Raw genomic sequence first — 25,487 nt, 5'->3', positions numbered from 1 at the left:
AGTTCGCCATCGAAGCGAGCGCCTGGGCCGTCATGCGGTCACCGTATCCGCACCGGCTCTATGGATTGGTGCCGCGCGAAAGATTGGTCGAGAGGGGCGGGGTACTTCAAGTGGCAGCGGATGCTGCAGTCAACCGTGTTGCATAAACGTTGGTTGCGACACCTTGCTCGTGCGCTTTGAGATGCACTGTCACGTCAACTGGCAGCGAGACGTGTTGAGTAAGGGGCGGTAGTAGCAGAGTCCGTTCTCAACACGCGCCCGTCGCGTCCTGCGGTCATGGCGCGCCCGTTCGACCATGCTTGGCGAATGACCCGTGATGTGTTGTGCGCCTTCTGCGGAAAGACAGTCGACGACGTCGCACTGGACCCGTGTGCGCTCATCGTTGTGAGCAAGTGGAGTTCGGAAGAGACGGAACAGCCGCTGCCGGGGCCCCCGCCGATCCTTGTCCGCCCTCTACGGCCCGTTGCCCGATGTCCTTGTGATCGGCCCGAACACACCGGTCGATCGAGCTCTCGACTTCGTGCAACAGTTCGGACAGCACTTCCCGACCATCGTTGTCGTGCTGGTGTCCGACGGTGGACACGAGGTCGGCCTCGCCGCACTGCGAGCCGGAGTCCGCGACATCCTCAATCTGTTCGGACGAATGTTGTCTATCGCGTACTACCGTACTTTGAGCCTCAGATACGGCAGCAGGATCCAATTGTTCTTCGCACTGGGGCGCCGCGGCGTTGAAGAGTATCGGCGCTTAGGGTTTCGGGGAGAGGTGCTGTATCCATACATGTACAGCCCGCCAGCGCATCATGTCGTGCCGGTCGTAGAGTCGGGTACGACCCAACTTCCTCTCCGCTTCGTTTACGTCGGCCTACGGCGGCAGTTCAAAGGCGTGCACGTTCTGATGGAGGCTATCGATCGGCTTTCAGGCGGAGACTGGCGACTTGATTTCGTAGGTGGATATGGCGAGCTTCTCGCTGAGATAGAGCATTTTGGCCGCGAAACACCCGAACGTGGAGTACCTCGGAGCGGGGAACTCGGCCGAAGTTGTAGAGAGACTGCGACCATATGATGTCTGTATAGTGCCGAGCACCTTTGACGGTTGGAACGTCGTCGTAAATGAAGCGCTCAATGCCGGCATTGGGCTCATCGCGACTGACGAAGCGGTGAGTGACGAGATGGTTTCTGCTGCGCACGCTGGGATAGTTGTTCCTGCTGGCGACAGTTGCGCGCTCGCAATAGCGATTAAGCAGCTGATCAACGACCCAGGCCGTGTCGATAACTACAAGCGGAACGCTGTGGCGTTCGCTCATAGGATCGCAAACGAGTCGGTGGGTGAATACGTTATGGATGCATTAGATCACGCATTCACTCAGACCGCGCAAACCGAAGCCAGTTCCGCCTACCCACAGGTCATCCCCTCAGTTTTCAACCTAAGTGGGTTCGGTCCTCCACACGCTCTTACACGTGCTTCAACCTGCCCATGGGTAGATCACTCCGCTTCGGGTCTAGAGCACGCGACTGGTGCGCCCTGTTCGGACTCGCTTTCGCTACGGCTTCCCCACCCGGGTTAACCTCGCCACATGCCACTAACTCGCAGGCTCATTCTTCAAAAGGCACGCCGTCACCCCCAGCCATGGAGGCTCCGACGGATAAGCATCCGGTTTCAGGTACTATTTCACTCCCCTCCCGGGGTACTTTTCACCTTTCCCTCACGGTACTTGTCCGCTATCGGTCACCAGGTAGTATTTAGGCTTACCAAGTGGTCTTGGCAGATTCACACGGGATTTCACGGGCCCCGTGCTACTCGGGATCCCTGCAAGGAGGCCACGACGTTTCGTCTACGGGGGGTCTCACCCACTGTGCCCGGCCTTCCCAGACCGTTCGACTACACCGCGACTTCTCACTACACCACAGAGCACACCGCGGAGATTGGGTGTGTCACGAATCCTTCGATGGCAGTTCTTAACCGCGACGTTGGACGACTGTAAGGTCGTCCAGTGCCAATGCCTCTCGAACCGTGGATACTTCGAGGTTGCACGGGTGATCTCCAGGCAGCGCGCAGCCACGAGCGAAGCGCGGCGACCGTGTCACCCTACCTGGGAATGAAGTTTCGCTCGCGTTCCCTGAAAAAAAGGGGCCACGATGCAAAACGCTCCCCGCCCCCTGGTGCTTTTTGCTATAGATAGCCAGCCGTTGAGCGCGCGTGACCGAGTTCTCTCTTGGGATGCACGCCAAACGGCGGCCAGTTATGCGACAGATGCCGAAATCGGGGTTCGTTGAACATCGCGCAAGTCATCCAGTAACGCTCAAACGGTTCCCCGGAACCCGACGAACCATGACGGGCCACCGACGACGCGTCGGATCCTCCGTCTCACGCGGGCCGCCTATCCGGCCGATGCGGTACCCCTCGGCGGTGCGAGACCCCGGGCCGGTCGGAGAACAGCACCGTCTCCCACGCGCCGAGCCCCAGATGTGCGACCTCGTCGAAGACGAGCTGGGGGACTGCTAGGTGAAACATGGTGACACCGTCGAAGGCGTAGACGGCGATGCGCAGGCGGCTCGGATCAGATGGCACAGATGCATCGTAGCGGTGCATCCGTGCCACTGGTCGGCGGTGTGCCGGCCGCCCAGACTGGTGATGTCGCCACAGGGCGGCAAGAACCGAACCGAGGAGAACCTCAACCATGACCAGCCCCCGCCGCGCACTGATCCTCATCGACGTCCAGCAGGAGTACTTCGACGGACCGCTGGAGATCCAGTACCCGCCCCACGCCGACTCCCTGCCCCAGATCACGAACGCGATCGACGTTGCGGCCGCCGCAGGGATCCCGGTCGTCGCCGTCCAGCGATCCCGACCAGCTGCGCGGCCTGCGGGTGCTGGATGGTCGCTCGCAGAGCCCGCCCGAACCTGGTCTTCTTCAGCACGAGGTAGAGGACGACCAGGGAGACGGCGGCCAGCGCGAAGGAGATGATCTGCACCACCGGGATCCGCGCACCGAGGAATCCGATGCTGTCCGCGCCGTACGGCAGGTTGATGCGCCGCTGGGTGCCCGAGTACACCATGCCTAGGACGCCCTCGATCACCAGCGCGATTGCGAAGGTGAGGAGCACCGACATCATCGTCACGTCGCCGGCTTCAGCCGCGTGAGCAGGAAGCGCTGGATGGCGTAGCCGAGCGCGAAGGCCGGCACGGTGGCGATCAACGAGAGCATCGGGTCCAGCCCGGTCACCTGCGCGAAGCGCCAGGAGATGTACGCGGACAGGACGATGAAGGCGGCGTGCGCCAGCATCACCACCCGCATGATGCCGAAGTAGAGCGTCAGCCCGGCCGCGAGCAGCGCGTACAGCCCGCCGAGCAGCACCCCGAGGACGAGGCCTGGAAGAGAAGGGTCCCGGACACCGGAAGGTCACCACTCCGGCTTGGGGTGGACGAGCTCGGCCTCGGCGGCGTCCTCGGGGAGAACGATCTTGATCTCGCCGTGGTGCGCATGTCGTCCCGCTCCTTGTGCAGTTTCTCTACGTACTGAGCGGGGAAGGTCATCTTGTCCGACACAGTTACACCTCCTCGGGGTAGGCGGTGCGGGATTCGATGGTCAGAACTGCGGTGGCACCGTCCGCCGTCGTGTTCAGATTTTCCAGCTTGGTCACCCGTCCGACTCGTGACACGAGCTGCCCACTGAGGGCCACGAGAATCTCGGCGACGCGCGCGGGGTGACCATGAACGTCCTGCTGTCGGCTCCCACTGCGCGGCCACCTTGGACGCTGACCTGAACCAGGTAGCGTCGCCGATTCCCGCTCGTCTCGACGTTCAGCACCTGCGCTCCGGTGCCAAGCGTGGTTGGTCGGTGAAGCTTTCGCTGAACCGCTCAGCGTCGAGGCGAACGGGGCGTCTCGAGCGGGTGCGCCTCGGGAACCTCTGACTTCGCGACTGCACCGCCGTCCGGCGGGGGCCCGGACGGATGTGGCGGGGGCCACGCCTTCGACGATCGCCCCGCCCACTGACATACCTGGCCTGCCGACACCTCACGGGAGATGGCGGCAGGCCGAGCCACCGAGGCCCTCCCGGTTGAGGAACCGTCACCGGAGGCATGGTCCTGGCCTGTAACTACACCCGAGCTCATTCGAACTGTGCCGTACAGCCTGTCCGGTGATGTATTCGTGCGGGCGATATGCTCGGTAACCGCTCCTTGGGCGACGACGTCGTCGTCTGGGTCAGAAGACGCGCCAAAATCGAGAGTCCCGTCTGGGGGGGACACCCTCCCATAACAAAACCCAAGGGCGGCACTCGTTAGCTTAAATTCCTTGGAGCCCTCTTCAGTTAGCAGCTGAATCTCAATGCAGCTTTCGAGACAGAGTGCTGCTAGAAGGCTTTCCGTTCGCGCCGGGGCGTGGCAGCAGCTGGAAGAGGTCGAGTCGTATGTCACGGTTCTGCTCCTTCTCGAGGTCCGCTCGTGGCGGCGTTGCGGTGGGGCGTGATCAGCTGTGGAAGACCGGTTCATGCTGCCGGTGTCCAAGGGGTTCGATCTGCAGCGTGCTGTGGTCGATGTCGAAGTGTCCGGTGAGGCAGCGGTTGAGCGCATCCACGTCGCGCACTCCAGAGCCGGGTCGAGCTCGTCAGCATCGATCACGATGTGCGCCGAGAGCGCGGGCATTCCGCTGGTGATGGTCCAGGCGTGCAGGTCGTGGACGGCCACGCCCGGCACCTCGAGCAGGTGGGACCGACGCCCGCGAGATCGACGTTCCTCGGAGTCGCTTCCATCAGTACCTCGATCACGTCCCGCAGCAGCGAGAATGCGCGAGGGAGGATCATGACCCCGATGGCGAAGGACGCCAACGCGTCGGCACGCCACCATCCCGTGGTCGCGATGAGGACGGCCGCGACGATGGGCCCTACAAGGTTACTGACGTCAACCAAACTCCGAATGCCGGTAAGTGAGAGCATGGCAGTGAGACTGCGGGCGATAAGGTTCGTGGTCGAGAGGGAAACAGCCCAGACCACCGGCTAAGGCCCCCAAGCGTGTGCTAAGTGGGAAAGGATGTGGAGTTGCACAGACAACCAGGAGGTTGGCTTAGAAGCAGCCACCCTTGAAAGAGTGCGTAATAGCTCACTGGTCAAGTGATTCTGCGCCGACAATTCAGCGGGGCTCAAGCACACCGCCGAAGCCGTGGCATCCGCGCACACCCCAGCATCCCCTCGAGGGGTGTTCAGGGCGCGGGTGGGTAGGGGAGCGTCGTGTGGGAGGTGAAGCTGCGGGGTGACCCAGTGGTGGATCCCACACGAGTGAGAATGCAGGCATGAGTAGCGAATGACGGGTGAGAAACCCGTCCGCCGAATGACCAAGGGTTCCAGGGCCAGGTTAATCCGCCCTGGGTAAGTCGGGACCTAAGGCGAGGCCGACAGGCGTAGTCGATGGACAACGGGTTGATATTCCCGTACCGGCGAAGGACCGACCATGCAGTAAGCTCCCTTGTGCACTTGCACTCGACACCTGATTGGCCAACCAGGCTGGAGGGAACCTTTGAGCGCCTCCGTTACAGGGGCAACCGCCCCAGTTAAACTACCCACCAGGCACTGTCCCTGGTCCGGATCACGGACCGAGGTTAGATGTGCAGTACGACCAGAGTGGTATTTCAACGGCGACTCCACCACCACTGGCGTGGCGGCTTCCACGGTCTCCCACCTATCCTACACAAGCCGTACCGAACACCAATACCAAGCTATAGTAAAGGACCCGGGGTCTTTCCGTCCTGCTGCGCGAAACGAGCATCTTTACTCGTAGTGCAATTTCGCCGAGTTCGCGGTCGAGACAGCGGAGAAGTCGTTACGCCATTCGTGCAGGTCGGAACTTACCCGACAAGGAATTTCGCTACCTTAGGATGGTTATAGTTACCACCGCCGTTTACTGGGGCTTAAATTCTGAGCTTCGCCTCGCGGCTGACCCGTCCTCTTAACCTTCCAGCACCGGGCAGGCGTCAGTCCGTATACATCGTCTTGCGACTTCGCACGGACCTGTGTTTTTTAGTAAACAGTCGCTTCTCCCTGGTCTCTGCGGCCCGAAAGGGCTAGCCAGCTAGTGGCCTCACCCCTCAGCGGTTCTAGTTCTTGGTGTGTTGTGGGTAATGGGCCTGGGCCCGGATGAAGTGGTGTCGGGAGCGGGGAGGAGAGGTCGGGCGCCACGTCGGATCGCCGGAGATGTCCGGGTGGCGGCGACGGGGCCATGATCCGCTTGTACCGGTCAGCCTTATCGCTGTCTTTGCCGTCCTCGGTGTGGTGTTCGCCGGAGTTTCGCTGTGGACGTGGCATGCGGAGGAGCCGTTTCGCGGGGACATGGCGACAGCGCATGCGAGGTGCTGGCTTGGGATCACGGGTGGCTCGGTCTTGGCGACCGCGAGCTTGTCGTCTGGTTTGTCGACGCCGGCACGGCGGTTACCGCTCGTGTCCGAGCCGAGGACGTCGTTGAGGAGGCCGTTCCTGCCCCGGGCGGCTACTTGACGGTGGAGTACCCGCCTGATGCACCGCATCAAGCTCGACCTGTCGGTACCGCGGAGACGAGGGCGGAAGACGTTCGCCTTGCCGTGTGGGCGGCGCCAACCTCCTGGTTGTCTGTGCAACTCCACATCCTTTCCCACTTACACACGCTTGGGGGCCTTAGCCGGTGGTCTGGGCTGTTTCCCTCTCGACCACGAACCTTAGCCCGCAGTCTCACTGCCATGCTCTCACTTACCGGCATTCGGAGTTTGGTTGACGTCAGTAACCTTGTAGGGCCCATCGGCCATCCAGTAGCTCTACCTCCGGCAAGAAACACATGACGCTGCACCTAAATGCATTTCGGGGAGAACCAGCTATCACGGAGTTTGATTGGCCTTTCACCCCTACCCACAGGTCATCCCCTCAGTTTTCAACCTAAGTGGGTTCGGTCCTCCACACGCTCTTACACGTGCTTCAACCTGCCCATGGGTAGATCACTCCGCTTCGGGTCTAGAGCACGCGACTGGTGCGCCCTGTTCGGACTCGCTTTCGCTACGGCTTCCCCCACCCGGGTTAACCTCGCCACATGCCACTAACTCGCAGGCTCATTCTTCAAAAAGCGAAGTAGTCCGTGCGCTTCTCGCTCGGTACCCTGCTTTGCGCGACCTCGAAGTTGCCCTTGACGACGAAGGCAATGTTCGCTGGAGCCACAATGAGGGTCGTTGTCTGGTGCTCGTCGCCAGCCCTGATCAACTAAGAGCCGTGATGTACCCGGCATCGCGGAACTTCAAGGCGCTGACTACTACAGGCGGACGGCTATTCTCCTGCCTAGTGCCGGGGAGAGCGCACGAGCACTCCGGCCCCTGATGTCGTGGTGGACCGTGCTTTATGCCCTATCGATGCTCGCGAGGTACGCCCCCAGCAGGTGGACGGAAACGCTCACCCTCGCCGACAGCCAGATCGCGTCGAGGATCGAGTTCCTGCTCGACTCGGCGATTGACGCCGTGCCGGAATTGCTATGGGGCGAGTTGTACCGCCTGAGCGAGGATGACGGCTAACAGGAGAGCGTCGGATGCTGGTCCGACTGGGAAAGCGTGGTTGCCTCCCGGGTAAGCCCAGGCATCGACGGATGACTGAAGATCGGACACCTGCAGCTCATCGCGATGATGTCGAAGAGGTTGCCCGTACTTCGAGGGACACGGCCCCCGCTGCCCATGCGCCGGACCGCCTCGGAGAAGTCCAGGTACACGCCGCGGCGCACGCCCTCGACCTCCGGGCCGACGCCCGCGCCCCTCGTCGCACACGTACTTGGCCGCACGCGAGGCGATGCGCGGCGGACGAGGTGCGAGGGGGTAGATGCGCTCGAGGTAGTAGTCGCGGTCCTCCTCGGGGATCTGCCGCGGGTCCTTGGTGCAGTCCTCAGGGCGCTTCGGCACCCAGATGCGTCCGTCGTTGCGGAGCGACTCGGACATGAGCGTCAGCTTCGACTGGTACTCGCCGGCGACCGGGATGCACGTGGGGTGGATCTGCGTGTAGCAGGGGTTGCCGAAGTAGGCACCCTTGCGGTGGGCCCGCCAGGTGGCGGTGACGTTCGACCCCATCGCGTTGGTGGAGAGGAAGAAGACGTTGCCGTAGCCGCCGGTGGCGAGCACGACGACGTCGGCCATGTGGGTCTCGATCTCCCCGGTGACCATGTCGCGGACGATGATCCCGCGCGCCCGCCCGTCGACGACGACGAGCTCGAGCATCTCGTGCCGCGCGTACGTCTTCACCGTGCCGGCGGCCACCTCGCTGAAGCTGTACCCGCGTCCGGCCTGCACGATGGTACGGACACCGAACTTGCGCGCGAGAGAGTTCAGGCGCGCTCCGTTGGCGATGACGACGACGTCCGCCGAACGCGTGTCACCGCCACTTCCGACGGCCTCCACGCCGCGCCGACCGTGGTCGACGATGTCGTCGACGTCGAAGTCCTCGACGATCACGCCTCCCCGTGCCCGGACGGCATCGGCCACGGAGCTGATGAACCGGGGAGGATCGATATAGCGCTGCCCCTCGATCCGGATGGCGGCGCGCACGCCGTCGCCGAGGACCGGCTCCATGGCGCGCGCCTGGTCCCCGGAGATCAACGTGTAGTCGATGTCTGCCCCGTGGGCGTTGGCGTAACGGAACTCTTCGGCCAGAACCTCTCGATCTGCGTCCGTGGCGAAGCCCGCCAGGAACGGTTCCGCCGGTCGCACCGGTTCTGAGATGCCGCCGTCGACGAGATCGTCATAGGCGCCGAGCGCGATCCGGTTGACCTCTGCGAACACCGCCATGGCGGCTTCCCACCTCGAGCGGGTGCAGTGCATGGCGAAGGTCGTGAGGAACCGCAGGATGGGATCGGCGGCGGGAGGAACTAGACGGGGGGACGAGCGTGTCGAAGACGGCTCGGATCCCGTACGAAGGACGGAAGGTTCCGGGAAGCGGCAGGGTGAGCGAGGGGGCGAGCCAACCGGCGTTGCCCCACGACGAGTCACCTGCGACACCCTTCCGGTCCAGAACGGTCACGTGGACGCCGTGGCCGCGCCCATCGAGGCGGCAGTCGCTCGGTGCTGCCGGCAGGGCACACTACCTCGAGCGATACAGCGAGGAAGTTGCTGCCGATCGCCTCAGCGACCTCCTCGAGCGTGCAGCTAGGAGTACAGCATGAGCAATCCCGAACGCGTCGTCGTCCTTGGTGCATCAGGGTTCGTCGGCTCAGCTACCTGCCTTGCGCTTGAGCGACTAGGGATGAAGGTGTTACGCCTCAGTGCGCCTCGATTGCCTGGTACAACGCTCGACGCTGCAGCGGACTGCGTGGTGTCTGAGTCGCAGGTGGTCGAGAGGCTTGCGGAGCGTTCCGCGGCGCTCGTGCCGTCGTGAATGCGGCTGGCAATCCGGACGCATCGTCCCGCGACCTTCCGGCCCTCGTCGCCGCCAACGCTGCTCTTCCGGGCTTGGTTGCGTCTGCGTGGTGTCCGCTGGCGTAGCCAGGTTCGTGCATATCAGCAGTGCTGTCGTTCAGGGAAGGCGCCCTGTCCTCGACGAGACTGACCGATATGACACGTTCTCTGACTTTCCAACACGCCCAGTCGTAGAGGTAAAGGGTCTCCTAGACATGCTAGCGTGTCTACCAGACATGGTCGAACAGCGACCGTCGAGTGGAGGACCGCTGTACAGGAATGAAGACCGAGCACGGCCGCGACGCAGGGGCAGTGGGGGAACTCATCAGCTGGGTTGACGCAGCTGGAGAAATCCACGGTTGTCGGCCCAGTCCCGAGTGTGTCGGGATCGAGCTGCACCTCGCACTACCAGCGCGTGAAGCGGCCCGGTACCAGGGGCAACGGAACTATCACGGCCATTACTGGTGCGCCGGGACGCGCAACCATGTGTGGTACGAGTCCATGACTGAGTACACCTCGCTGATGTACCTCGATCACACGGAAAAACTGTCCGCGCTGGCGGCTCAACCGGCCTGCCTCCAGTTCAATGACGGCAGTCGCCACTATCCAGATTTCGGGATCTGGCTGCGAAAGACCGTCAACATCAAGTTCTGAGGAGAACACCATGCCTGTGACCGTTCTCGTCGGGATGGCTGCCTTCGGACTTGCGCTGGGATGCGACTTGGGCCTTGCTCGCCGGACCGAACGCCGTTCGCACCCGAGCCCTGGCGAATCTCAAGCGATGGTTGCCAGCGCCCGCCCGAGTTGCTGATGCCGCGCCTCAGAGTTCGAGCCTCGCAGCGGCCGCTCGGCGACTTACGCCAGGCGCCTCCATCCGGCTGTTGGAGAAGCTACATCTACGGGCCGGGCGGCCTGCCGACTGGACCATCGACAAACTTCTTGTGGCCAAGCCCGCCCTCGCCGCCGCGTCCGCTCTAGTCGCCTATCTTCTGATTTCTGCGGGTGCTGCACCGCTCTTCCTGCTTATCGCCACGGTCACGGTCGCCGTCGCGTACTTTGTGCCAGAACTCCTGCTCTACAGCCGGGGCATTTCGATGCGCAGCTCGTTGCAGGGGATGATGTCGTACCAGATGTGCGACGAGATGTGCAGGATCTCGTCACGGGTGCAGTTGAGCTGGTCGAGCATGTACTCGAACGACTGGTACCGCGGCTTGTAGGCTCGCGCCTGCTCGGCCGTGACTCGGTGGAACGGGGCACCGAGCTGTGCGACGTTGTTCTGGAGCATCTCGTCCTCGGCGTTGGAGAGGATCACGAGCGGATACGCGTCGGCGAGCTTCGCCAGCGGCTCAGGCACGTCGTCGTGCGGGCCCCACGATCCCACTGCATGGACGATCGCCTCGACGTCGGACGTCTTGAATGGGATCCGCCACCGGTTGCAGACCCGCTGCCACGAGTCGCGCAGCACCTGGCGGTACAGCTTGTACTCGCCGAGGACCTCGTCGATCCGGTACGCGCGGAAGTCCTTCAGGAACGTCGCCGTGTCCTCGGGGGCGATCTCGCCGGCGATCAGCGGGCGTACCGCGTCCGCCATCTGAAAGTTCGTCAGTGTGCCGTAGCAGTCGAACGTGATGTACTTCGGTCGGTAGCCGGTGTCTTTCACGCGTCTCCTGTTCGATCAGTCTTCGAGGGCCAGTTCTGCGGTGATGGCGTAGCGGTTCTGTCGCTGGTGGTGATCCTGGTGATCCTGGCCGTGGTCACCGCCACCAGCCTCGTGGCAACACGCCGCGGCGGTGATCGCGAAGGCTCGGCGCACGTCGCCCAGCCCGGCGGCCACCACGGTCCTCAGCACTGAGGTCCCGCCCCAGACATTCCGATGTGCCGGGAAACACTTGCCTTCGACCAGCCGATATGCCGTAGGCTCGTGCCCAAGTTGCAGTGCATCAAGTTTGTTAGGCCCCGGCCGCCTGTCGGGTTGCTTGTCCTTCATGGAGCAGACGACGAACACCGTGACACACGGCCCCCAACCGGGGGCCGTCTCACTGCTCGGAAGGAGCAACCATGGCTACCGGAACCGTTAAGTGGTTCAACGCTGAGAAGGGCTACGGCTTCATTGCGCCGGACGACGGCTCGGCCGACGTCTTCGCCCACTACTCGGCGATCCAGTCCTCGGGCTACCGCTCGCTGGAGGAGAACCAGAAGGTCGAGTTCGACGTGACCCAGGGCCCCAAGGGCCCGCAGGCGGAGAACATCCGCCCGCTCTGATCTCAGGTCGAGACGGCCGGGTCCGCCCGGCCAGCTCTTCGGGGTGCCTCCGGGCGTCCTGACGTAAGGCCCCGGCACCTTCACGGTGCCGGGGCTTCGTGCGTGCAGTACACCCGGGGAGGCTCCGGGGAAGGCTCTGCCTGGAACGCCAGGGGGCGGGGGCCCCGAAGGACCGCCCGCCCCCGCTGCGCGTCGCTCCGCTCAGCTCTCAGGACGCACGAAGATGTCGTCGAAGTTCGGCTCCTCGCCGATCATCCCGTACTTCACCGCCGCCTCGGCGTAGGTCTTCACGCTCTCCTCGTCCAGCCCCGGCGCGAACACCGCGAGGTTGGTCTGCTCCACGAGCTCGGGGTCGAGCTCGAGCTTTTCGGTGATGACCTCACGGACCCGGTCCGGGTTCTCGGTGGCGAACTGGTTCGCCTCGTCCATGGCGGCCTGGAAGTTCGCGACCTCCGGGTTGGCCTCGGCGAAAGCGCCCGAGGTGATGTAGTACCCCAGCGTCGTGTCCGGGAAGGGCTCGACGAAGTTGGAGATCAGCGGCTTGAAGCCGCGGCTGTCCGAGATCGACTTGTGCGGCTCGACGGACCAGATGGCGTCGACGTCGCCGCGCTCGAGCGCCGCGGGCATGTCCGAGTACGGCATGGGCGTGAACTCGAGGGTCGAGACGTCCACCCCTCGCCCTCCAGGGCAGCCTTGATGGTGAGGTCCCCGAGGTTGTTGACCGAGTTCACGGCGATGTTCGCGCCGGCGAGCTGCTCGACGGACTGGATCTCGCCGTCGGGCAGGACGTAGATGCGGGAGGTGTCCTTCTCCGGGTCCGACCCGGTGCCGCAGCAGTTGGACACGACTGATGTCCAGGCCCTGGTCGATGGCCTGGAGGTCGGAGACGTTGGCGTAGCCGATCGGGCTCTCCTGGTTGACCACGTCATCCCGTTGGAAATACTCCGCCGGCGGAAGGGCTACGTCGTCGAGACCCCAAGAGCGTGATCGCTCTTCGTTCTCCACTTCCGGGGGCTTTCCTCATGGTCGTGATCAGCCCGCTGATACTGATAGCGGCATTCGTCATCAGTGGAGTCTTCTTCCTCGGGGCACCCTCCTGCTCTGGGCGGTCCTCGTCATCGCAGGAACCGTTGGTGCGGTGGTGACCCTCATCTCGCGGACTTCGGCAGTGCGCCAGATGGCTGCGATCCAGAAGATAGAGGGGCAGCGTGATGCTGCTGCCGGTGGAGGGACGGGGCTTGAGAGTGGCACCGCGAGGGGAGCGAGCAGCGAAGAAGACCCCGTTGAGCGAGAGTGACGTCCACGTCCTCGCGCGAACGGTCCGCGAAAACTGGTCGGCGGCGGCCGGTGCGGCCGGCGCTAAGGGCACGGAGAGCGCGGAAGGAGCACACCGCGCGGTTGGCACACTCGAGGCCCTCGTGAGTGACATCGTCGAGGGAGACTTCTGACCACCGGGACTCTCATCTGAAGCGCACAGCCTCGCGCGCGCGCCGAGGGCCTGCGCGTCGACCGCACTCCCCGCCCGGTGATTCCGGGTGGTCGTCGCCGGCCTGAGGCTCCTTGCCTCGGTGCACCGCCCCACGAGAGCGGACCTGTGAGACGCCACCGTAAGTGGCTCGGTGACACTCATCGCGACCGTTCTGATTCCGCCGCTCCGATGTGTGAGGCCTGCGCCTGATGTAAGCGAAAGTGTCAACGTAGTTGGCACCGTTTCCCACGCTGCATGTTGGGGCGCGCCCCTCAGGATCCCTGGAGGCCGACAGCCGTCGCTGCTACGCAAGCTCCCCTCGCGCCTGTCCCTCCGGCCAGAGGGAGTAAATACAACCGCTGATCACAGAGTTGCGTCGCGGTCGAAGAAAAAAGACCTCTTCGGGCGAGCTGACCTGGCGGTGTGCCTGCTGCAGCACACGAAGTGCATGTCTGACGAACCGGGGCACTCGGTCAATGAAGGTCGCCACCGACAACGGAACTTCGATCTCCACGGATTTTGGAAGCCAGTTCCACCGGTAGCCGCTCGCCGTGACCATCAGTTTGACGTTGGAGGCGCTCGGCACCATCGGAGCGTTCCTGTACAACATCGTGGCGGCCCTCGTCGCGGGCTGCACATGACCCTGACGGACGACTGACCCGGAGCCGTGAACCTCGTCACCCTGCGCCGTACCGGTTTGGGACGAGCGCGGCCTCTGGGATAGTCTTGCTGGCGCGCACAGCGCACGCCCCCGAGGAGATCCTCCGGTCCCGACGGTCGGCGGGGGCCTATAGCTCAGTCGGTTAGAGCGCTTCCCTGATAAGGAAGAGGTCGCTGGTTCGAGTCCAGCTAGGCCCACCCCGTACCGCCCCTGCGGGCCCCGAGGGGCATCACAGGAGGTACCGACGTGAAGAAGGCACTGATGCTGACCGCGGCCGCGATCGCGGGCTACGTCGCCTGGGTCAAGGTTCGGCAGGACCGCGAGGAGCGGGACCTGTGGGCGGAGGTCACCGACAGCTTCGGCGAGCAGCCCGCTCGCTGACCGCGTAGTTCCACCTGCGCCCCTCGGGCCGGCAAGGGGCCATGGCGCAATTGGTAGCGCACCTGCTTTGCAAGCAGGGGTTACGGGTTCGAGTCCCGTTGGCTCCCACCGCAGGACATCCACCGCAGGACATAGGAGACGGCAGAACCCCGGGGACGGTCGGACGCCCCGACGCCCCTTCCCGGGGCCCAGGGCGCAGGCTCGGGCACCCGCCGCCCTCTCACGCCCCGGGGGAGGCGAGGTGGACTGATCCAGGCGCGCTCGGCGGGAGTCATGTACCCCAGGCCGAACAACTTGTCGATGAAGGCCCAGAGGAACGTCCAGCCGATGATGATGCGGCCGACGGCGAGGGTCTTGCGCACCGCCGACCTGGTGATGATGTCTTCCTGCATGGTGACTTCGCGCTCCGTGCGCGGGGTCGTGGTGGCCATCGTGCTCTCCTTTGAGCGTCGGTGCTGTGAGGGGTCCTGCCGTGACTTGCGGTGCTGCTCTTGTCTTGTAGAAGAGCATGCGGCACCCAAATGTCCGGTTCCTGGGGCTTACGTCCCGTTCGCACCGGGAGGAACGAGAAAAGTCCTGACCCGCCCGCGTCTGCGGCACGAACACTGTCCCGCACCGTCTTGACAGGTGCGCGACCCAGAGAGTTCACTCTCCTCAAATGGAAGGCGACTTCCATATAGCGAAATCAACGGAGATGGCGAGGGGCGACATGCAAGCCACCGGGCTCGGAAGCGAGTCCGAACAGGGCGCACCAGTCGCGTGCTCTAGACCCGAAGCGGAGTGATCTACCCATGGGCAGGTTGAAGCACGTGTAAGAGCGTGTGGAGGACCGAACCCACTTAGGTTGAAACGTGAGGGATGACCTGTGGGTGAGGGGTGAAGGCCAATCAAACTCCGTGATAGCTGGTTCTCCCCGAAATGCATTTAGGTGCAGCGTCATGTGTTTCTTGCCGGAGGTAGAGCTACTGGATGGCCGATGGGCCCTACAAGGTTACTGACGTCAACCAAACTCCGAATGCCGGTAAGTGAGAGCATGGCAGTGAGACTGCGGGCGATAAGGTTCGTGGTCGAGAGGGAAACAGCCCAGACCACCGGCTAAGGCCCCCAAGCGTGTGCTAAGTGGGAAAGGATGTGGAGTTGCACAGACAACCAGGAGGTTGGCTTAGGAGCACCCCACGAAGCCTCAGGTCCGACAGTGCCCCGTATGGGGGAAGCAGGGTGATCCTATGCTGCCGAGAAAAGCCTCGACGCGAGGGACTAGCCGCCCGTACCCTAAACCGACTCAGGTGGTCAGGTAGAGAATACCAAGGCGATCGAGAGAATCGTGGTTAAGGAACTCGGCAAAATGCCCCGTAACTTCGGGAGAAGGGGGCCTGAGGGGTGAGGCCACTAGCTGGCTAGCCCTTTCGGGCCGCAGAGACCAGGGAGAAGCGACTGTTTACTAAAAACACAGGTCCGTGCGAAGTCGCAAGACGATGTATACGGACTGACGCCTGCCCGGTGCTGGAAGGTTAAGAGGACGGGTCAGCCGCGAGGCGAAGCTCAGAATTTAAGCCCCAGTAAACGGCGGTGGTAACTATAACCATCCTAAGGTAGCGAAATTCCTTGTCGGGTAAGTTCCGACCTGCACGAATGGCGTAACGACTTCTCCGCTGTCTCGACCGCGAACTCGGCGAAATTGCACTACGAGTAAAGATGCTCGTTTCGCGCAGCAGGACGGACCCCTTGCGGATCTCCGGCTCGGTCTGGGTCTGGCTCATGTCTCGCTCCTTCGCGGGCATCGGGCGGCAGAACTCTGGCAGGTGCGGGCGGGAGGCAGTGGTCGGCCCGTGAGCCGTCAGTCGGTGCGGACCGTGAAGTTGAAGATGCCGGTGTCGAAGTGGTTGTAGGCCTCGTAGTCGACCAGCTCGTACAGGCGCGCGCGGTGCTGCATGCTGTCCAGCTCCGAGATCAACGAACCCTCGCGCCGGATGGTTTCCAGGCTCGTTCGGCGGCGCCCATCGCCAGGCGCAGCAGCGACACCGGGAAGATGACGATCGAGACGCCGGCGTCCGCGAGCTGGTCGGTGGTGAACAGCTCGGACTTGCCGAACTCTGTCATGTTCGCCAGCACGGGGACCTCGACCGCCTCGGCCATCTGCCCATGAGAACTGCCAGCCCCCGTCTCCGCCTCCATGAGGAAGGTGAAGGGCAAGAACAGCGCCATCGCCATGGTCGCTGTGAGGCCCGGAAGGCTCCGATGACCATGCCAGCGGCGACCGCACCCGCAATGCCTGCGATGAGTCCGGGCGAGGAGAACAGCGTTCCGAGCCGCCGAGCAGAGAAGAGAACGTCCATGTCAGCCTCCCAGGAAGACGTCGATCGGGGCAGCTGGCAGGGGGACGGCGAAGAGACGGCCGAAGATGATCATGACGATCCAGGTGGCCACCGCCGCGACGAGCAGATTGCTCCACCACCGGCGTGCCCCGGTCAGCCACCCCGCGACGAACAGAAGAGAGGTGAAAACGACGAAGAAGCCGATCTGCTCGAGAAGAAGGCCGGCGGCGATGAGGGCAGCAATCCCGATCACTACCTTGCGCGTCAAGGCCGGACCAGGATCCTCCTCGCTCTCGTGCGCGCCGCGCAGCGTCTGGATCACCAGAGCGACTGCAGCGATCCATCTCGGGCCAGGACGCCGAGATCGCCTCGGTCAAGCTCATCGCCGACGGCGTCCAGTACTCGACGATCTTCAAGGACACGCGCAAGCTTGCCGACCAGGCCGTCGTCACCGCCGAGGCCTACCTCGCGGCGAGGAGCCGGAGGCCAACGACACCGAGACGTACGACAACGGCGTCAAGGTCGTCCCGTCCTACCTGCTTGAGTCGGACATCGTCTACGCCGACAACATCCAGCCGCTGCTCGTCGACTCCGGTTACTACACCACCGAGCAGGTCGAGAGCGGCCAGTCCTGAGTCCGACTGATCCGGCCGGTGCGGGCGGCGCGCCCGCCGCCCGCACCGCCTGAGTCCTTAAGGAGGAGGACACGTGAGCGAACACATCCTCGAGATGCGCTCCATCACCAAGACGTTCCCCGGGGCGTGAAGGCGCTCCAGGACGTGTCGCTCGAGGTCGTGCGCGGAGAGATCCACGCCATCTGCGGCGAGAACGGGGCGGGCAAGTCCACCCTCATGAAGGTGCTCTCCGGCGTGTACCCCGCCGGCAGCTACGAGGGCCAGATCTACTTCGAGGGCGAGCCGGTCGAGTTCCACTCGATCAACGACTCCGAGGCCAAGGGCATCGTCATCATCCACCAGAGGCGGAAGACGACCTCGACGGTGGAGTCGAACTTGGTGGTCGCGGTCTCCTTGGCCAGCCGGACGGCTGGAGGGGCGCGTAGATCTCGCCGTCGTGAATACGCTCGGCGGCCTTGCGGTAGTTCTTGCTGCGCGTTGCCATCTGCTTCTCTCTTCTGCAGTCGTGGTATGCGGGTCCGCGCGGACCCTGCCACTACGGCGCCGGGGCGGCGCCGTTATTCGGGATCGGTCAGCCCTCGACGGTGATGCCCATGGAGCGGGCGGTGCCGGCGATGATCTTCTCGGCGGCCTCGATGTCGTTGGCGTTGAGGTCTTCCTGCTTGGTGCGGGCGATCTCCTGGACCTGCTCACGGGTGATCTTGCGACCTTGGCCGTGTGCGGGGTGCCGGAGCCCTTGGCCACACCGGCGGCCTTCTTGATCATCTCGGCGGCCGGCGGGGTCTTCGTGACGAAGGTGAAGGAGCGGTCCTCGTAGACCGTGATCTCCACCGGGATCACGTTGCCTCGCTGAGCTCCGTGGCCGCGTTGTAGGCCTTGCAGAACTCCATGATGTTGACGCCGTGCTGACCGAGCGCGGGCCGATCGGCGGCGCGGGGTCGCGGCGCGGCCTGGATCTGGAGCTTGATCAGGCCTGCAACCTCCCCCATCAGGGAGGCGGAGTCCCCGAGGGCCTTGTGGGCCTCGTGCTCCTTCTCGATGAGTCTGGTCAGGACGCGGATGTCGCCCTTGAACCGTTCGCTCGAGGGCTGCAGGAGGAGGGTGGGTGATCTGGGGCGGTGACGTTGCCCGTACCGGTCGATGCGGCCGTTGCGCTGCTCGATCCGGATGAGGCTCCACGGGATGTCGAAGTGGATGAGTTGGTGGCACTGGGTGTGGAGGTTGACACCCTCGGAGGCGACGTCGCCGGTCACAAGGACGCGGATGGGCGAGGACGTCTGCTTGAAGGACTCGACGATCTCCTGCTGGGTCACGTCGTCGAGGCCTCCGTGGAGGACGGCGACGTTCTCGTCCTTGAGGCCGAGGTCGGTCACGAGGCGCTGCTGCAGCCACTTGAGGGTGGGCACGCGTTCGGCGAAGACGACGGCGCGCTCGACGCCGTGCCCCGTCGGGCCGTCGGCGGGCCGTCGGCGGGCGGGGTGCTCCGCGTTCTGCGCTGCTGCCGGACCACCGGGCGGTCGTGTTCGGCGGTCCGGGGTTCCGCACCGGCGTATGGGCGTGGGAATTCGGCCGGGGGTATGCGCCAGGGATGCAGAAATGGCCCTCACCGGGTGGTGAGGGCCATTTCTGGGATGGGTGTTCGGCGGTGTCCTACTCTCCCACACAGTCTCCCGTGCAGTACCATCGGCGCTGAGGGGCTTAGCTTCCGGGTTCGGAATGGGACCGGGCGTTTCCCCCTCGCTGTGACCGCCGTAACTCTATGGAGATATCGGTGCCCGACCGGCCGGGTCGGGGGTGCGTATCTCGGGAACCGCACAGTGGACGCGGTAGCACTCTTCGTTTCTTCCAATCACGTGTTGGTGTTGTGGCAAGTTGTCGGCCAATTAGTACCGGTCAGCTCCACGCGTTGCCGCGCTTCCACGTCCGGTAACTCTATGGAGATATCGGTCGCCCGAGCCCGGCGGTCGGGGGTGCGTATCTCGGGAACCGCACAGTGGACGCGTAGCACTCTTCGTTTCTTCCAACACGTGTTGGTGTTGTGGCAAGTTGTCGGCCAATTAGTACCGGTCAGCTCCACGCGTTGCCGCGCTTCCACGTCCGGCCTATCAACCCAGTGGTCTGCTGGGGGCCTTCCCACCACGAGGGTGGTGGAAACCTCATCTTGAAGCAGGCTTCCCGCTAGATGCTTTCAGCGGTTATCCCTTCCGGGCGGGAGCGGCCTCCAGCGGGGAATACGTCATGGGAGACGCAAGGCCAGTTGGGCCCGGCCGGGCGAGGGCCTTGGATGGCTCGTCGAGGACATGGCAGAACGCTGCCTGAACGTCTACCGCGAGGCTCCGTTGCGTGTCGAGGAGGACGCTCAGCAGGAGATTGCGGCGGCCGAGGGCGGGTACGGGCGCAAGCAGATCAACGAGCTCGTCCAGAACGGTGCCGACATGATGCTCGGCACGGGGGGGACGGGTCATGGTCGTCCTCTCGGAGGACTGTCTCTACGTCGCCAACGAGGGCGAGCCGTTCCGCGAGAGCGGCGTCGAGACCTTGCTCTCGGCCTCCCTTCCGGATGGCGCAGTACGACCATCTGGAGGAGGTCCTGCGGGACGCGGTCGCCGAGCGCACGGGCACCACGGTCGCAACAGACCTGTACCCCTGGCTGGTCGCCGCCGCGGCGGTCAGCATCGTGAAGACGACCACGCGCCTGTGGTCGAAGCCCCGTGCGCCCCGCGTCCGGCTGATCGAGAAGATCGAGGATGCGTTCGACCAGGTGGCGGCGGGCCTGCCGGTACCGGCTGCTCCTGGCAAGGAAGGGGCTACCTAGGCGGGCGCGTACCTGGACAACGGCGAACGCCCCGGCCGCGATTTCGCGGACCGGGGCTTCGCGTCGCTGTCTCGACGAGTGTCCGGAGGGGGACTTGAACCCCCACGCCCGATAAAGGGCACTAGCACCTCAAGCTAGCGCGTCTGCCTATTCCGCCACCCGGACAGGTGGTGCTTCGCCTCGTGAACTCGGCCTTCCGGCGTCGTCCACCCGGCTGGGCAACGACGAAAAAGATAGCACGGTGGAGGAGGCCTCCTCGACCACCGAGGGCCGCTCCGGCGTCGTTCGTGAGGGAAGCCACAACCTAGAAGACAGGCTTGCCCCCGGTCACGCCGAGGACGGTGCCGGAGACGTAGCTGGCCTCGTCCCAGTGCTCATCGCGGCTTCGGCATCACCCAGCCTGGTGATGATCCGCGAGTCCTCCGCGATGAGCGCTCTGCCCGAGATCTCCGGACGCCGCTGGATCTCCCGGCAGGACCTGCGCGACAGCACCACGACCATTGCGCGCGGATCTCTCATCGGCACCGCTATCGGTGCAATTCCCGGCACGGGCACCGACATCGGGGCGTTCCTGTCCTACTCGGAGGCGAAGCGGCGCCCGAAGGGCCGAATCCCGTTCGGCAGGGGAAACCCGCAGGCGTCGCGGCGTCGGAGTCCGCCAACAACGCCTCGCTCAGCAGTGCGATGCGCTTGTGCCCGTGAGCAATGAGGTGCTCGGTCGCGAGCCGCGCGAGGCCGAAGGTCCGCGACGACGGACTGGGCGGCAGGCAGATCTCCGACCCGGTCGACGAAGACAACCGGCACGTCTCGCAGCCGCATTCCTGCGAGGGAGTCCCGGCTCGTCGGTGCGACGATTATGCCCGCGCACCGACGCTGGACCAGGTTTTTGAACGGTGTCGCGCTCACGCTGCTGGATGCGGTTGCTCGAGGCGATGAGCACCCGGTATCCGGCGTCCTCGAGTACCGCTTCGACCTTTGCCACCAGCTGCGCGAAGAAGACATCGCCGATGCTGTCAACGACGACACCGACGGTGCGGTCCGTGCCCGCACGCAGCGAACGGGCTGCAGGGTCGGGCAGATAGTCGAGCGACTCTACTGCCTCTAGCACGGCCGCCCGAGTAGTGGCGGCCACGTTGGCGTCGTCATTGATCACCCGCGAGGCCGTCTTGATACTTACGTTCGCGAGCTGCGCGACGTCCTTAAGTGTCGGGCCCCGTTGTGTGAGCTCATGCTCGACTCGAAGGTCCCGCCGGACCCGCCGCCGAAGAACAGCATGATCATCGGGGGCACGAGCACGAACCAGCCGGCCGCGGCGAAGACGCCCATGAGCACCAGGAACACGACGGTCGAGGACAGGAAGCCGATCATCACCGCCGTCGGCGCCTTGGGGAAGACGACCGGGATGTCCAGAGCGGGCCGGGTGCCGGGAAGCACCTTGTCGGAGATGCCCTTGAACGCCGGCACGATCTCGGCGAGGAACATCCGCACGCCGAAGAGGAGGATCGCGATACCGGCCGCGAACCGGGCCTGCGTCAGGCCCCACGCCCAGGGCAGCAGCTCCGACTCGCCCATCTGCTCCTGGACCACGCCCGCGTCGGCGAAGGCGATGGCCACGAGCATGATGACGGAGATGATGAGCGCGGTGGAGACGTTGATGTCCTTGAAGAAGGAGATCGACTTCGGGAGCCTGAGCCTCTCCGAGTCGTGCCGCTGCGCGTCGCCCAGGCGCAGCGCCTTCGATCCGTACCCGGCGACGAGCGCGAGGGTGGAGGTGGTGTGTCCGAGGCCGAACTGGTCGTGGCCATCAGCCGCTTCATCAGCGGCGCGATCCACAGCGGCTGCAGGGTCCAGTAGCAGGCGATGATGACCGCCCCGACGATGACGAGCGTGGTCTGCGGGATGTCCGTCAGGACCTCCACGAGCGAGGCGGCGATCACGATGCTCATCCAGAACATCAGGTGGCCGGTGAGGTAGACGTACCGCGCGGCGGAGAAGAGCCGGACGAGCAGGATGTGGATGGCGAAGCCACGGCGATGATCAGCGGGACGCGCCGACGAAATCGCCAAAAGCACAATACTGAACGATCTCAAGCTCTCGCACGGCGCGTATCTCGTTGCGAGCGCGCACCGTGAAGAGAACGTCGACATGCGGGACAGGTTAGGCCGTCTACTTAATGCCCTAGCGGCAGTGGCGCTCGATCAGGGTGTGCCTGTCCTTCTCTCCACCCATCCGCGGACACGCAAGCGAATCGAAGAGTACGGCATCCCAGTTGATCCTAACGTCACGCTGCATCCGCCGTTAGGTTTCACGATTACGTCAGTCTACAGAAAAACGCTCGTTGCGTTCTCTCTGACTCAGGGACTATATCCGAGGAATCGACCATCCTGGGCTTTCCCGCTGTAACCATACGCGACGCTATAGAGCGGCCCGAGGCGCTCGACTCAGGCGGCATCATTTCGACTGGTTTGGACTCGGGCGACGTTGTGGATGCCGTACGCATCACGATAGCGCAGCATGCAACTGATGGAGCCACTAAGCCCCCGTTCGAGTACGCGATCTCCGATTCTTCGAGACGAGTGGTTAACGTGATCCGGTCGACAGCGGCGAATCACCACGCGAGGGCCGGCATCCGACTTGAACCTACAGACTGAAGTTAAAGGCATTCGCCGGAATCACCGCCCCGGTGACCGCGCCGAACAGCCCGTCCAGCGACTCGTCCTCGAGGTCGTCGAACGTCGGGATGGTGACCCCGAACTCCTGCATCCGCAGCACGAGGGCCGGGTTGATGACGGCGTCTTCGTCGGCGCTGCGGAGGTGCGGAATGGATCGGGGCCGTCGGACTCGAGCGTGACGGGCAGGAGGAGGACCGGGCTCTGCATCGGGGTGCCGTCCAGTTCCGCCCAGTGCAGCATGCCCACGGCGAGGTAGAGCACGTGCAGGCCGCGGTCGAGGTACTCGGTGTCCGCCTTCCGCATGAGGTTGCGCAGGACCGGCCCGAGTTCCTTGTGTGGGCGAGCCACCTCGAGGACGCGGCCGCTAACCTGCGTCGGCACCTCAGTGTCTTCGTCGCCTTCCTCTGGCGAGCCCCGGAAGGACCAGACGGTGTTGCCACGGACGCCGGAGTACACCGCGTCAGCCGCGGGCGCCTGGACGACGACGGCGCCCTCCAGGCCCTGCGCGTACGCGACGATCTTCTGCGCCTCGGGGTCCGTGGAGTGGACCTGGCGGAACTCCTCCGCCTCGGCGTAGCGCTTGTCCTTGGGGTCGAAGATCCCCGAGAGCGTGATGTCCTTGCCCATGACCGACGGCGGCATCGCCTTGGTCAGCTTCTCCCCCCATCGCGAAGGGGTAGCCGAGCACGCGGGAGGAGTCCTTCGCCTGCTTGGCCTTGATGGTCCCGTAGGTGACCACCTGCGCGACACGGTCGTCGCCGTACTTCCTGGTCACGTAGTCGATGACCTCGCCACGCCGGCGCTCGTCGAAGTCGACGTCGAAGTCGGGCATCGACACACGGTCCGGGTTGAGGAACCGCTCGAAGATCAGTCCGTGGTCGAGCGGGTTGAGGTCGGTGATCCGCATGGCGTACGCGACCATCCGAGCCGGCGCCGGAGCCACGGCCCGGCCCCACCCGGATGCCGCGGGACTTGGCCCAGTTGACCTCTCCCACCAACTCACGACTCTCGCTGGGCGTGGTCCCCCCGCGCTGCACCCAGTTCGGGCAGAACCGATATAGCGCTGGTCTCGTACGGGCGACTTCGCGATGGCCGAGACCCTGCGCCCCGCCGTCACCGTTATCGATCACTCACCCCGAGGGCAAATCGGGAGACATGGGCGGGCCCAAAGGGCCCCTTTCTCGCCCCGGGCTACAGCCGGGGCGACAAAAGCCCCTCTCCGCGCCCCCCCGTCATCCCCCGTGCCAGCACAGCTAGTTGCACGAGGGTCAGGAGAGCTACGCCCTGAATCGTCATGAGACCTGTGTGGTCCTGCCGCACGACCCGACAAAGGAGGAAGCATGTTCACCGCAACGAAGGGGTGCACCACCGCTGGCGTGGGCAGCCGGTCGCACCACGGACACGAGGTGCTGGCATGAGTTCCACGCCCGTCTACGAAGCCCGAGGCATCGTCCGCAACTTCGGTTCCGTCCAGGCATTGCAGGGGGCGGATTTCGACGTCCGCCCCGGTGAAGTCTCGGCCCTCATCGGGGACAACGGCGCCGGCAAGTCCACGCTCGTGCGCATCCTCGCCGGTGCCGACACCGCGAACGAGGGCCAGATCCTGTTCGAGGGCAAGCCCCTGACGCTCCCGGCACGCAGTGCACCGGCCATCAACTGCAGCGAGTCGTCCAGTTGATCCGCGAAGGCGGCTTTCCGGCGATCGACCATAAGGGCGAGAACCAACCGCACAAGGATCGGGCCGAAGGCCGCCAGCAGCACGGCCAGCAACGGCCCTCCGGCCAGGAGGCCGAGCGTGGCCGCGACGAGAGCCCCTATGCCGACGAGAAAGACGAAATCCTGGGGTCGAGTCTTCACTCCTGCCCGCTGCAGGATCGTGTCCGCTCCGACGTCGGCTCTGCGCTCGAGAACTCTGCCGATCGCCCCAGTAGCCGCCGTAGCTCCCCTTGCGAGGGCGCCGCTGCCATGTCCCACGTTCAGGCGGCGACGTTCGAGTGAAAGGCGGACCTGTCCGGGAGAGATCGCCGCATAGACCAGTGTGGCGAGCGCGAGGGCAATCAAACAGGTACCGACGCCGGCGGGCGTCATGAGGTATTGGATCATCGGATGCCGGGGTCAACTCGGAGGAAGGTGGGGATGACGTCAAATCATCATGCCCCTTATGTCTTGGGCTTCACGCATGCTACAAGTGGCCGGTACAAAGGCGGCGATGCCGTAAGGTGGAGCGAATCCCAAAAGCCGGTCTCAGTTCGGATTGGGGTCTGCAACTCGACCCCATGAAGTCGGAGTCGCTAGTAATCGCAGATCAGCAACGCTGCGGTGAATACGTTCTCGGGCCTTGTACACACCGCCCGTCACGTCACGAAAGTCGGTAACACCCGAAGCCGGTGGCCCAACCCTTGTGGGGGGGAGCCGTCGAAGGTGGGACTGGCGATTGGGACGAAGTCGTAACAAGGTAGCCGTACCGGAAGGTGCGGCTGGATCACCTCCTTTCTAAGGAGCTCACTGGCGCCCCTGGGCCGTGTTTCGCGGTCTCGGGGGTGTGGTGGCCGCGCCCGGGCCGAGGGTGTCCGGGGTGGTTCGCTCACGATGAGGACCGCCCGTTTCCGGACCTGAGGAGTGCCGTAGTCCGCAGCGTTCAGGATCTTGAGCTTTATCGCGTAGTCCGATAGCAGGCCGTTCTGCGCGGTCTCGGCGAGCAGCGACTCAGCGGACTCCGACACTGCGAAGGCCGGGACGTTCTCCAGAACGAAGTACTTGGGCCGCGCCCGCCGTACTGCTTCGAGGTACTGCCGCCAGAGGGCGTTCCTCGGGTCCCGGGGGTCTCGCTTGCCCAGGCGCGAGAAGCCTTGGCACGGCGGTCCTCCGACGACGACGTCGACGGACGGCACCAC

The 25,487-nt window shown here is 64.3% G+C and carries 20 protein-coding genes, 3 tRNA genes, 1 rRNA gene, 9 pseudogenes and 9 other annotated features; of the genes and pseudogenes, 16 read left to right on the top strand and 17 right to left on the bottom strand.

What is annotated here, in order from left to right; all coding sequences use genetic code 11:
- The first annotated feature begins 478 nt into the window (after positions 1-478).
- Together DA06_RS28010 and DA06_RS28005 are read left to right on the top strand one after the other, a co-directional pair.
- On the top strand, positions 479-1,063 hold the full coding sequence (locus tag DA06_RS28010; protein WP_418606606.1) for a hypothetical protein: 585 nt from the start codon (positions 479-481) through the stop codon (positions 1,061-1,063).
- A pseudogene (locus tag DA06_RS28005) lies at positions 1,005-1,229 on the top strand (glycosyltransferase); the annotation flags it as partial. The gene DA06_RS28010 and the pseudogene DA06_RS28005, both read left to right, overlap by 59 nt.
- A gap of 126 nt (positions 1,230-1,355) precedes the next feature.
- Positions 1,356-1,589 (bottom strand) — a sequence feature (23S ribosomal RNA rRNA prediction is too short).
- Positions 1,590-1,655: 66 nt separating this feature from the next.
- Positions 1,656-2,004, bottom strand: a sequence feature (23S ribosomal RNA rRNA prediction is too short).
- 780 nt (positions 2,005-2,784) lie between these two features.
- On the opposite strand, the gene DA06_RS28000 reads toward DA06_RS28005, so the two are convergent.
- Both DA06_RS28000 and DA06_RS27995 read right to left on the bottom strand, forming a co-directional pair.
- A complete protein-coding gene (locus DA06_RS28000; protein WP_418608279.1) occupies positions 2,785-3,114 on the bottom strand; it encodes an ABC transporter permease subunit in 330 nt (109 codons plus the stop codon).
- 2 nt (positions 3,115-3,116) lie between these two features.
- A complete protein-coding gene (locus DA06_RS27995; RefSeq protein WP_418606605.1) occupies positions 3,117-3,356 on the bottom strand; it encodes a hypothetical protein in 240 nt (79 codons plus the stop codon).
- 1,447 nt (positions 3,357-4,803) lie between these two features.
- Positions 4,804-5,278, top strand: a sequence feature (23S ribosomal RNA rRNA prediction is too short).
- A 24-nt stretch (positions 5,279-5,302) separates the two neighbouring features.
- Positions 5,303-5,719, bottom strand: a sequence feature (most likely nonfunctional fraction of RNA operon).
- A gap of 57 nt (positions 5,720-5,776) precedes the next feature.
- Positions 5,777-7,121 (bottom strand) — a sequence feature (23S ribosomal RNA rRNA prediction is too short).
- A gap of 208 nt (positions 7,122-7,329) precedes the next feature.
- Between DA06_RS27995 and DA06_RS27990 the strand changes: the two genes are divergently transcribed.
- Positions 7,330-7,521, top strand: coding sequence for a YaaC family protein (locus DA06_RS27990; RefSeq protein WP_043509027.1), 192 nt, complete (start codon positions 7,330-7,332; stop codon positions 7,519-7,521).
- Between the two features lie 107 nt (positions 7,522-7,628).
- Here DA06_RS27990 and DA06_RS27985 read toward each other — a convergent pair.
- Positions 7,629-8,778: pseudogene (locus tag DA06_RS27985) on the bottom strand (FAD-dependent oxidoreductase); the annotation flags it as partial.
- Positions 8,779-9,663: 885 nt separating this feature from the next.
- Between DA06_RS27985 and DA06_RS27980 the strand changes: the two are divergent.
- Positions 9,664-10,038, top strand: a complete 375-nt coding sequence (locus DA06_RS27980) for a hypothetical protein (protein ID WP_418606604.1) — start codon at positions 9,664-9,666, stop codon at positions 10,036-10,038.
- Between the two features lie 421 nt (positions 10,039-10,459).
- Here the strand turns inward: DA06_RS27980 and DA06_RS27975 are convergent, their stop codons facing one another.
- Both DA06_RS27975 and DA06_RS27970 read right to left on the bottom strand, forming a co-directional pair.
- Positions 10,460-11,044, bottom strand: a complete 585-nt coding sequence (locus tag DA06_RS27975; RefSeq protein ID WP_418606603.1) for a haloacid dehalogenase type II — start codon at positions 11,042-11,044, stop codon at positions 10,460-10,462.
- 15 nt (positions 11,045-11,059) lie between these two features.
- On the bottom strand, positions 11,060-11,218 hold the full coding sequence (locus DA06_RS27970) for a hypothetical protein (RefSeq protein WP_418606602.1): 159 nt from the start codon (positions 11,216-11,218) through the stop codon (positions 11,060-11,062).
- A gap of 224 nt (positions 11,219-11,442) precedes the next feature.
- Here DA06_RS27970 and DA06_RS27965 point away from each other — a divergent pair, with 224 nt between their 5' ends.
- Complete coding sequence (locus DA06_RS27965; RefSeq protein WP_043497473.1) at positions 11,443-11,646, top strand: cold-shock protein; 204 nt, start codon at positions 11,443-11,445, stop codon at positions 11,644-11,646.
- A 201-nt stretch (positions 11,647-11,847) separates the two neighbouring features.
- Here DA06_RS27965 and DA06_RS27960 read toward each other — a convergent pair whose 3' ends face one another.
- Complete coding sequence (locus tag DA06_RS27960) at positions 11,848-12,570, bottom strand: ABC transporter substrate-binding protein (RefSeq protein WP_418606601.1); 723 nt, start codon at positions 12,568-12,570, stop codon at positions 11,848-11,850.
- 1,328 nt (positions 12,571-13,898) lie between these two features.
- Between DA06_RS27960 and DA06_RS27955 the strand changes: the two genes are divergently transcribed.
- From DA06_RS27955 to DA06_RS27945, 3 genes are all read left to right on the top strand, one after another.
- Positions 13,899-13,972, top strand: a tRNA-Ile gene (locus DA06_RS27955).
- 49 nt (positions 13,973-14,021) lie between these two features.
- On the top strand, positions 14,022-14,156 hold the full coding sequence (locus DA06_RS27950; RefSeq protein WP_418606600.1) for a DLW-39 family protein: 135 nt from the start codon (positions 14,022-14,024) through the stop codon (positions 14,154-14,156).
- A 35-nt stretch (positions 14,157-14,191) separates the two neighbouring features.
- Positions 14,192-14,263, top strand: a tRNA-Ala gene (locus DA06_RS27945).
- On the opposite strand, the gene DA06_RS27940 is transcribed toward DA06_RS27945, so the two are convergent.
- From DA06_RS27940 to DA06_RS27930, 3 genes and pseudogenes are all read right to left on the bottom strand, one after another.
- The gene (locus DA06_RS27940; protein ID WP_418606599.1) at positions 14,237-14,587 is read right to left on the bottom strand and encodes a hypothetical protein; all 351 of its coding nucleotides are present in this window, start codon (positions 14,585-14,587) and stop codon (positions 14,237-14,239) included. The two genes, DA06_RS27945 and DA06_RS27940, sit on opposite strands and share 27 nt — an antisense overlap.
- Before the next feature lie 202 nt (positions 14,588-14,789).
- Positions 14,790-15,910 (top strand) — a sequence feature (23S ribosomal RNA rRNA prediction is too short).
- Between the two features lie 83 nt (positions 15,911-15,993).
- Positions 15,994-16,292: pseudogene (locus DA06_RS27935) on the bottom strand (methylisocitrate lyase); the annotation flags it as partial.
- Between the two features lie 201 nt (positions 16,293-16,493).
- The gene (locus tag DA06_RS27930; protein ID WP_418606230.1) at positions 16,494-16,793 is read right to left on the bottom strand and encodes a tripartite tricarboxylate transporter TctB family protein; all 300 of its coding nucleotides are present in this window, start codon (positions 16,791-16,793) and stop codon (positions 16,494-16,496) included.
- Positions 16,794-16,813: 20 nt separating this feature from the next.
- Here DA06_RS27930 and DA06_RS27925 point away from each other — a divergent pair.
- Together DA06_RS27925 and DA06_RS27920 are read left to right on the top strand one after the other, a co-directional pair.
- Positions 16,814-17,106 (top strand): annotated as a pseudogene (locus DA06_RS27925) (sugar ABC transporter substrate-binding protein); the annotation flags it as partial.
- 73 nt (positions 17,107-17,179) lie between these two features.
- A pseudogene (locus tag DA06_RS27920) lies at positions 17,180-17,523 on the top strand (ATP-binding cassette domain-containing protein); the annotation flags it as partial.
- A 154-nt stretch (positions 17,524-17,677) separates the two neighbouring features.
- Here the strand turns inward: DA06_RS27920 and DA06_RS27915 are convergent.
- The 3 genes from DA06_RS27915 to rrf all read right to left on the bottom strand — a co-directional run bounded on the left by DA06_RS27915 (position 17,678) and on the right by rrf (position 18,860).
- Positions 17,678-18,031, bottom strand: coding sequence for a hypothetical protein (locus tag DA06_RS27915; RefSeq protein ID WP_418608277.1), 354 nt, complete (start codon positions 18,029-18,031; stop codon positions 17,678-17,680).
- Positions 17,943-18,713, bottom strand: a complete 771-nt coding sequence (locus tag DA06_RS27910) for a helicase-related protein (protein ID WP_418606598.1) — start codon at positions 18,711-18,713, stop codon at positions 17,943-17,945. Before DA06_RS27910 ends, DA06_RS27915 begins: the two co-directional genes overlap by 89 nt.
- Positions 18,714-18,743: 30 nt before the next feature.
- Positions 18,744-18,860: ribosomal RNA gene (gene rrf, locus DA06_RS27905) — 5S ribosomal RNA — on the bottom strand.
- Between the two features lie 295 nt (positions 18,861-19,155).
- Positions 19,156-19,399, bottom strand: a sequence feature (23S ribosomal RNA rRNA prediction is too short).
- A 267-nt stretch (positions 19,400-19,666) separates the two neighbouring features.
- Here rrf and DA06_RS27900 point away from each other — a divergent pair.
- Positions 19,667-19,921, top strand: a complete 255-nt coding sequence (locus DA06_RS27900; RefSeq protein WP_052437110.1) for a hypothetical protein — start codon at positions 19,667-19,669, stop codon at positions 19,919-19,921.
- Between the two features lie 79 nt (positions 19,922-20,000).
- Here the strand turns inward: DA06_RS27900 and DA06_RS27895 are convergent.
- Positions 20,001-20,086 (bottom strand) — tRNA-Leu (locus DA06_RS27895).
- A 241-nt stretch (positions 20,087-20,327) separates the two neighbouring features.
- Between DA06_RS27895 and DA06_RS27890 the strand changes: the two genes are divergently transcribed.
- Together DA06_RS27890 and DA06_RS27885 are read left to right on the top strand one after the other, a co-directional pair.
- Entirely contained in the window at positions 20,328-20,630 is a 303-nt protein-coding gene (locus DA06_RS27890) for a tripartite tricarboxylate transporter permease (protein ID WP_418608275.1), read from the top strand.
- Between the two features lie 177 nt (positions 20,631-20,807).
- Complete coding sequence (locus DA06_RS27885; protein WP_052437066.1) at positions 20,808-21,026, top strand: hypothetical protein; 219 nt, start codon at positions 20,808-20,810, stop codon at positions 21,024-21,026.
- Between the two features lie 68 nt (positions 21,027-21,094).
- Here the strand turns inward: DA06_RS27885 and DA06_RS27880 are convergent.
- A pseudogene (locus DA06_RS27880) lies at positions 21,095-22,068 on the bottom strand (PTS transporter subunit IIC).
- Here DA06_RS27880 and DA06_RS27875 point away from each other — a divergent pair.
- Positions 21,980-22,572: pseudogene (locus DA06_RS27875) on the top strand (UDP-N-acetylglucosamine 2-epimerase). The pseudogenes DA06_RS27880 and DA06_RS27875 overlap by 89 nt on opposite strands.
- 21 nt (positions 22,573-22,593) lie before the next feature.
- Here DA06_RS27875 and DA06_RS27870 read toward each other — a convergent pair.
- Together DA06_RS27870 and DA06_RS27865 are read right to left on the bottom strand one after the other, a co-directional pair.
- On the bottom strand, positions 22,594-23,049 hold the full coding sequence (locus DA06_RS27870; protein WP_418608274.1) for a DUF4011 domain-containing protein: 456 nt from the start codon (positions 23,047-23,049) through the stop codon (positions 22,594-22,596).
- Between the two features lie 33 nt (positions 23,050-23,082).
- A pseudogene (locus DA06_RS27865) lies at positions 23,083-23,579 on the bottom strand (DNA polymerase III subunit alpha); the annotation flags it as partial.
- Between the two features lie 428 nt (positions 23,580-24,007).
- On the opposite strand from DA06_RS27865, the gene DA06_RS27860 reads away from it, so the two are divergent.
- Together DA06_RS27860 and DA06_RS27855 are read left to right on the top strand one after the other, a co-directional pair.
- Positions 24,008-24,271 (top strand): ATP-binding cassette domain-containing protein, encoded by a 264-nt coding sequence (locus DA06_RS27860; RefSeq protein ID WP_418606597.1) that lies wholly within the window; start codon positions 24,008-24,010, stop codon positions 24,269-24,271.
- A complete protein-coding gene (locus tag DA06_RS27855; protein ID WP_418606595.1) occupies positions 24,268-24,591 on the top strand; it encodes a hypothetical protein in 324 nt (107 codons plus the stop codon). The genes DA06_RS27860 and DA06_RS27855 overlap by 4 nt, the downstream gene beginning before the upstream one ends.
- A gap of 189 nt (positions 24,592-24,780) precedes the next feature.
- Positions 24,781-24,875, top strand: a sequence feature (16S ribosomal RNA rRNA prediction is too short).
- 63 nt (positions 24,876-24,938) lie between these two features.
- Positions 24,939-25,073 (top strand) — a sequence feature (16S ribosomal RNA rRNA prediction is too short).
- 162 nt (positions 25,074-25,235) lie between these two features.
- Here DA06_RS27855 and DA06_RS27850 read toward each other — a convergent pair.
- Positions 25,236-25,484, bottom strand: a pseudogene (locus DA06_RS27850) (DNA cytosine methyltransferase); the annotation flags it as partial.
- Positions 25,485-25,487 lie beyond the last annotated feature (3 nt).

Origin of the sequence: Georgenia sp. SUBG003 (assembly GCF_000715355.2) — a bacterium.
Lineage (GTDB): Bacteria > Actinomycetota > Actinomycetes > Actinomycetales > Actinomycetaceae > Georgenia.
Note: the sequence above shows the minus strand (reverse complement) of the source record. Positions and strands in the feature narration are given on the sequence as shown.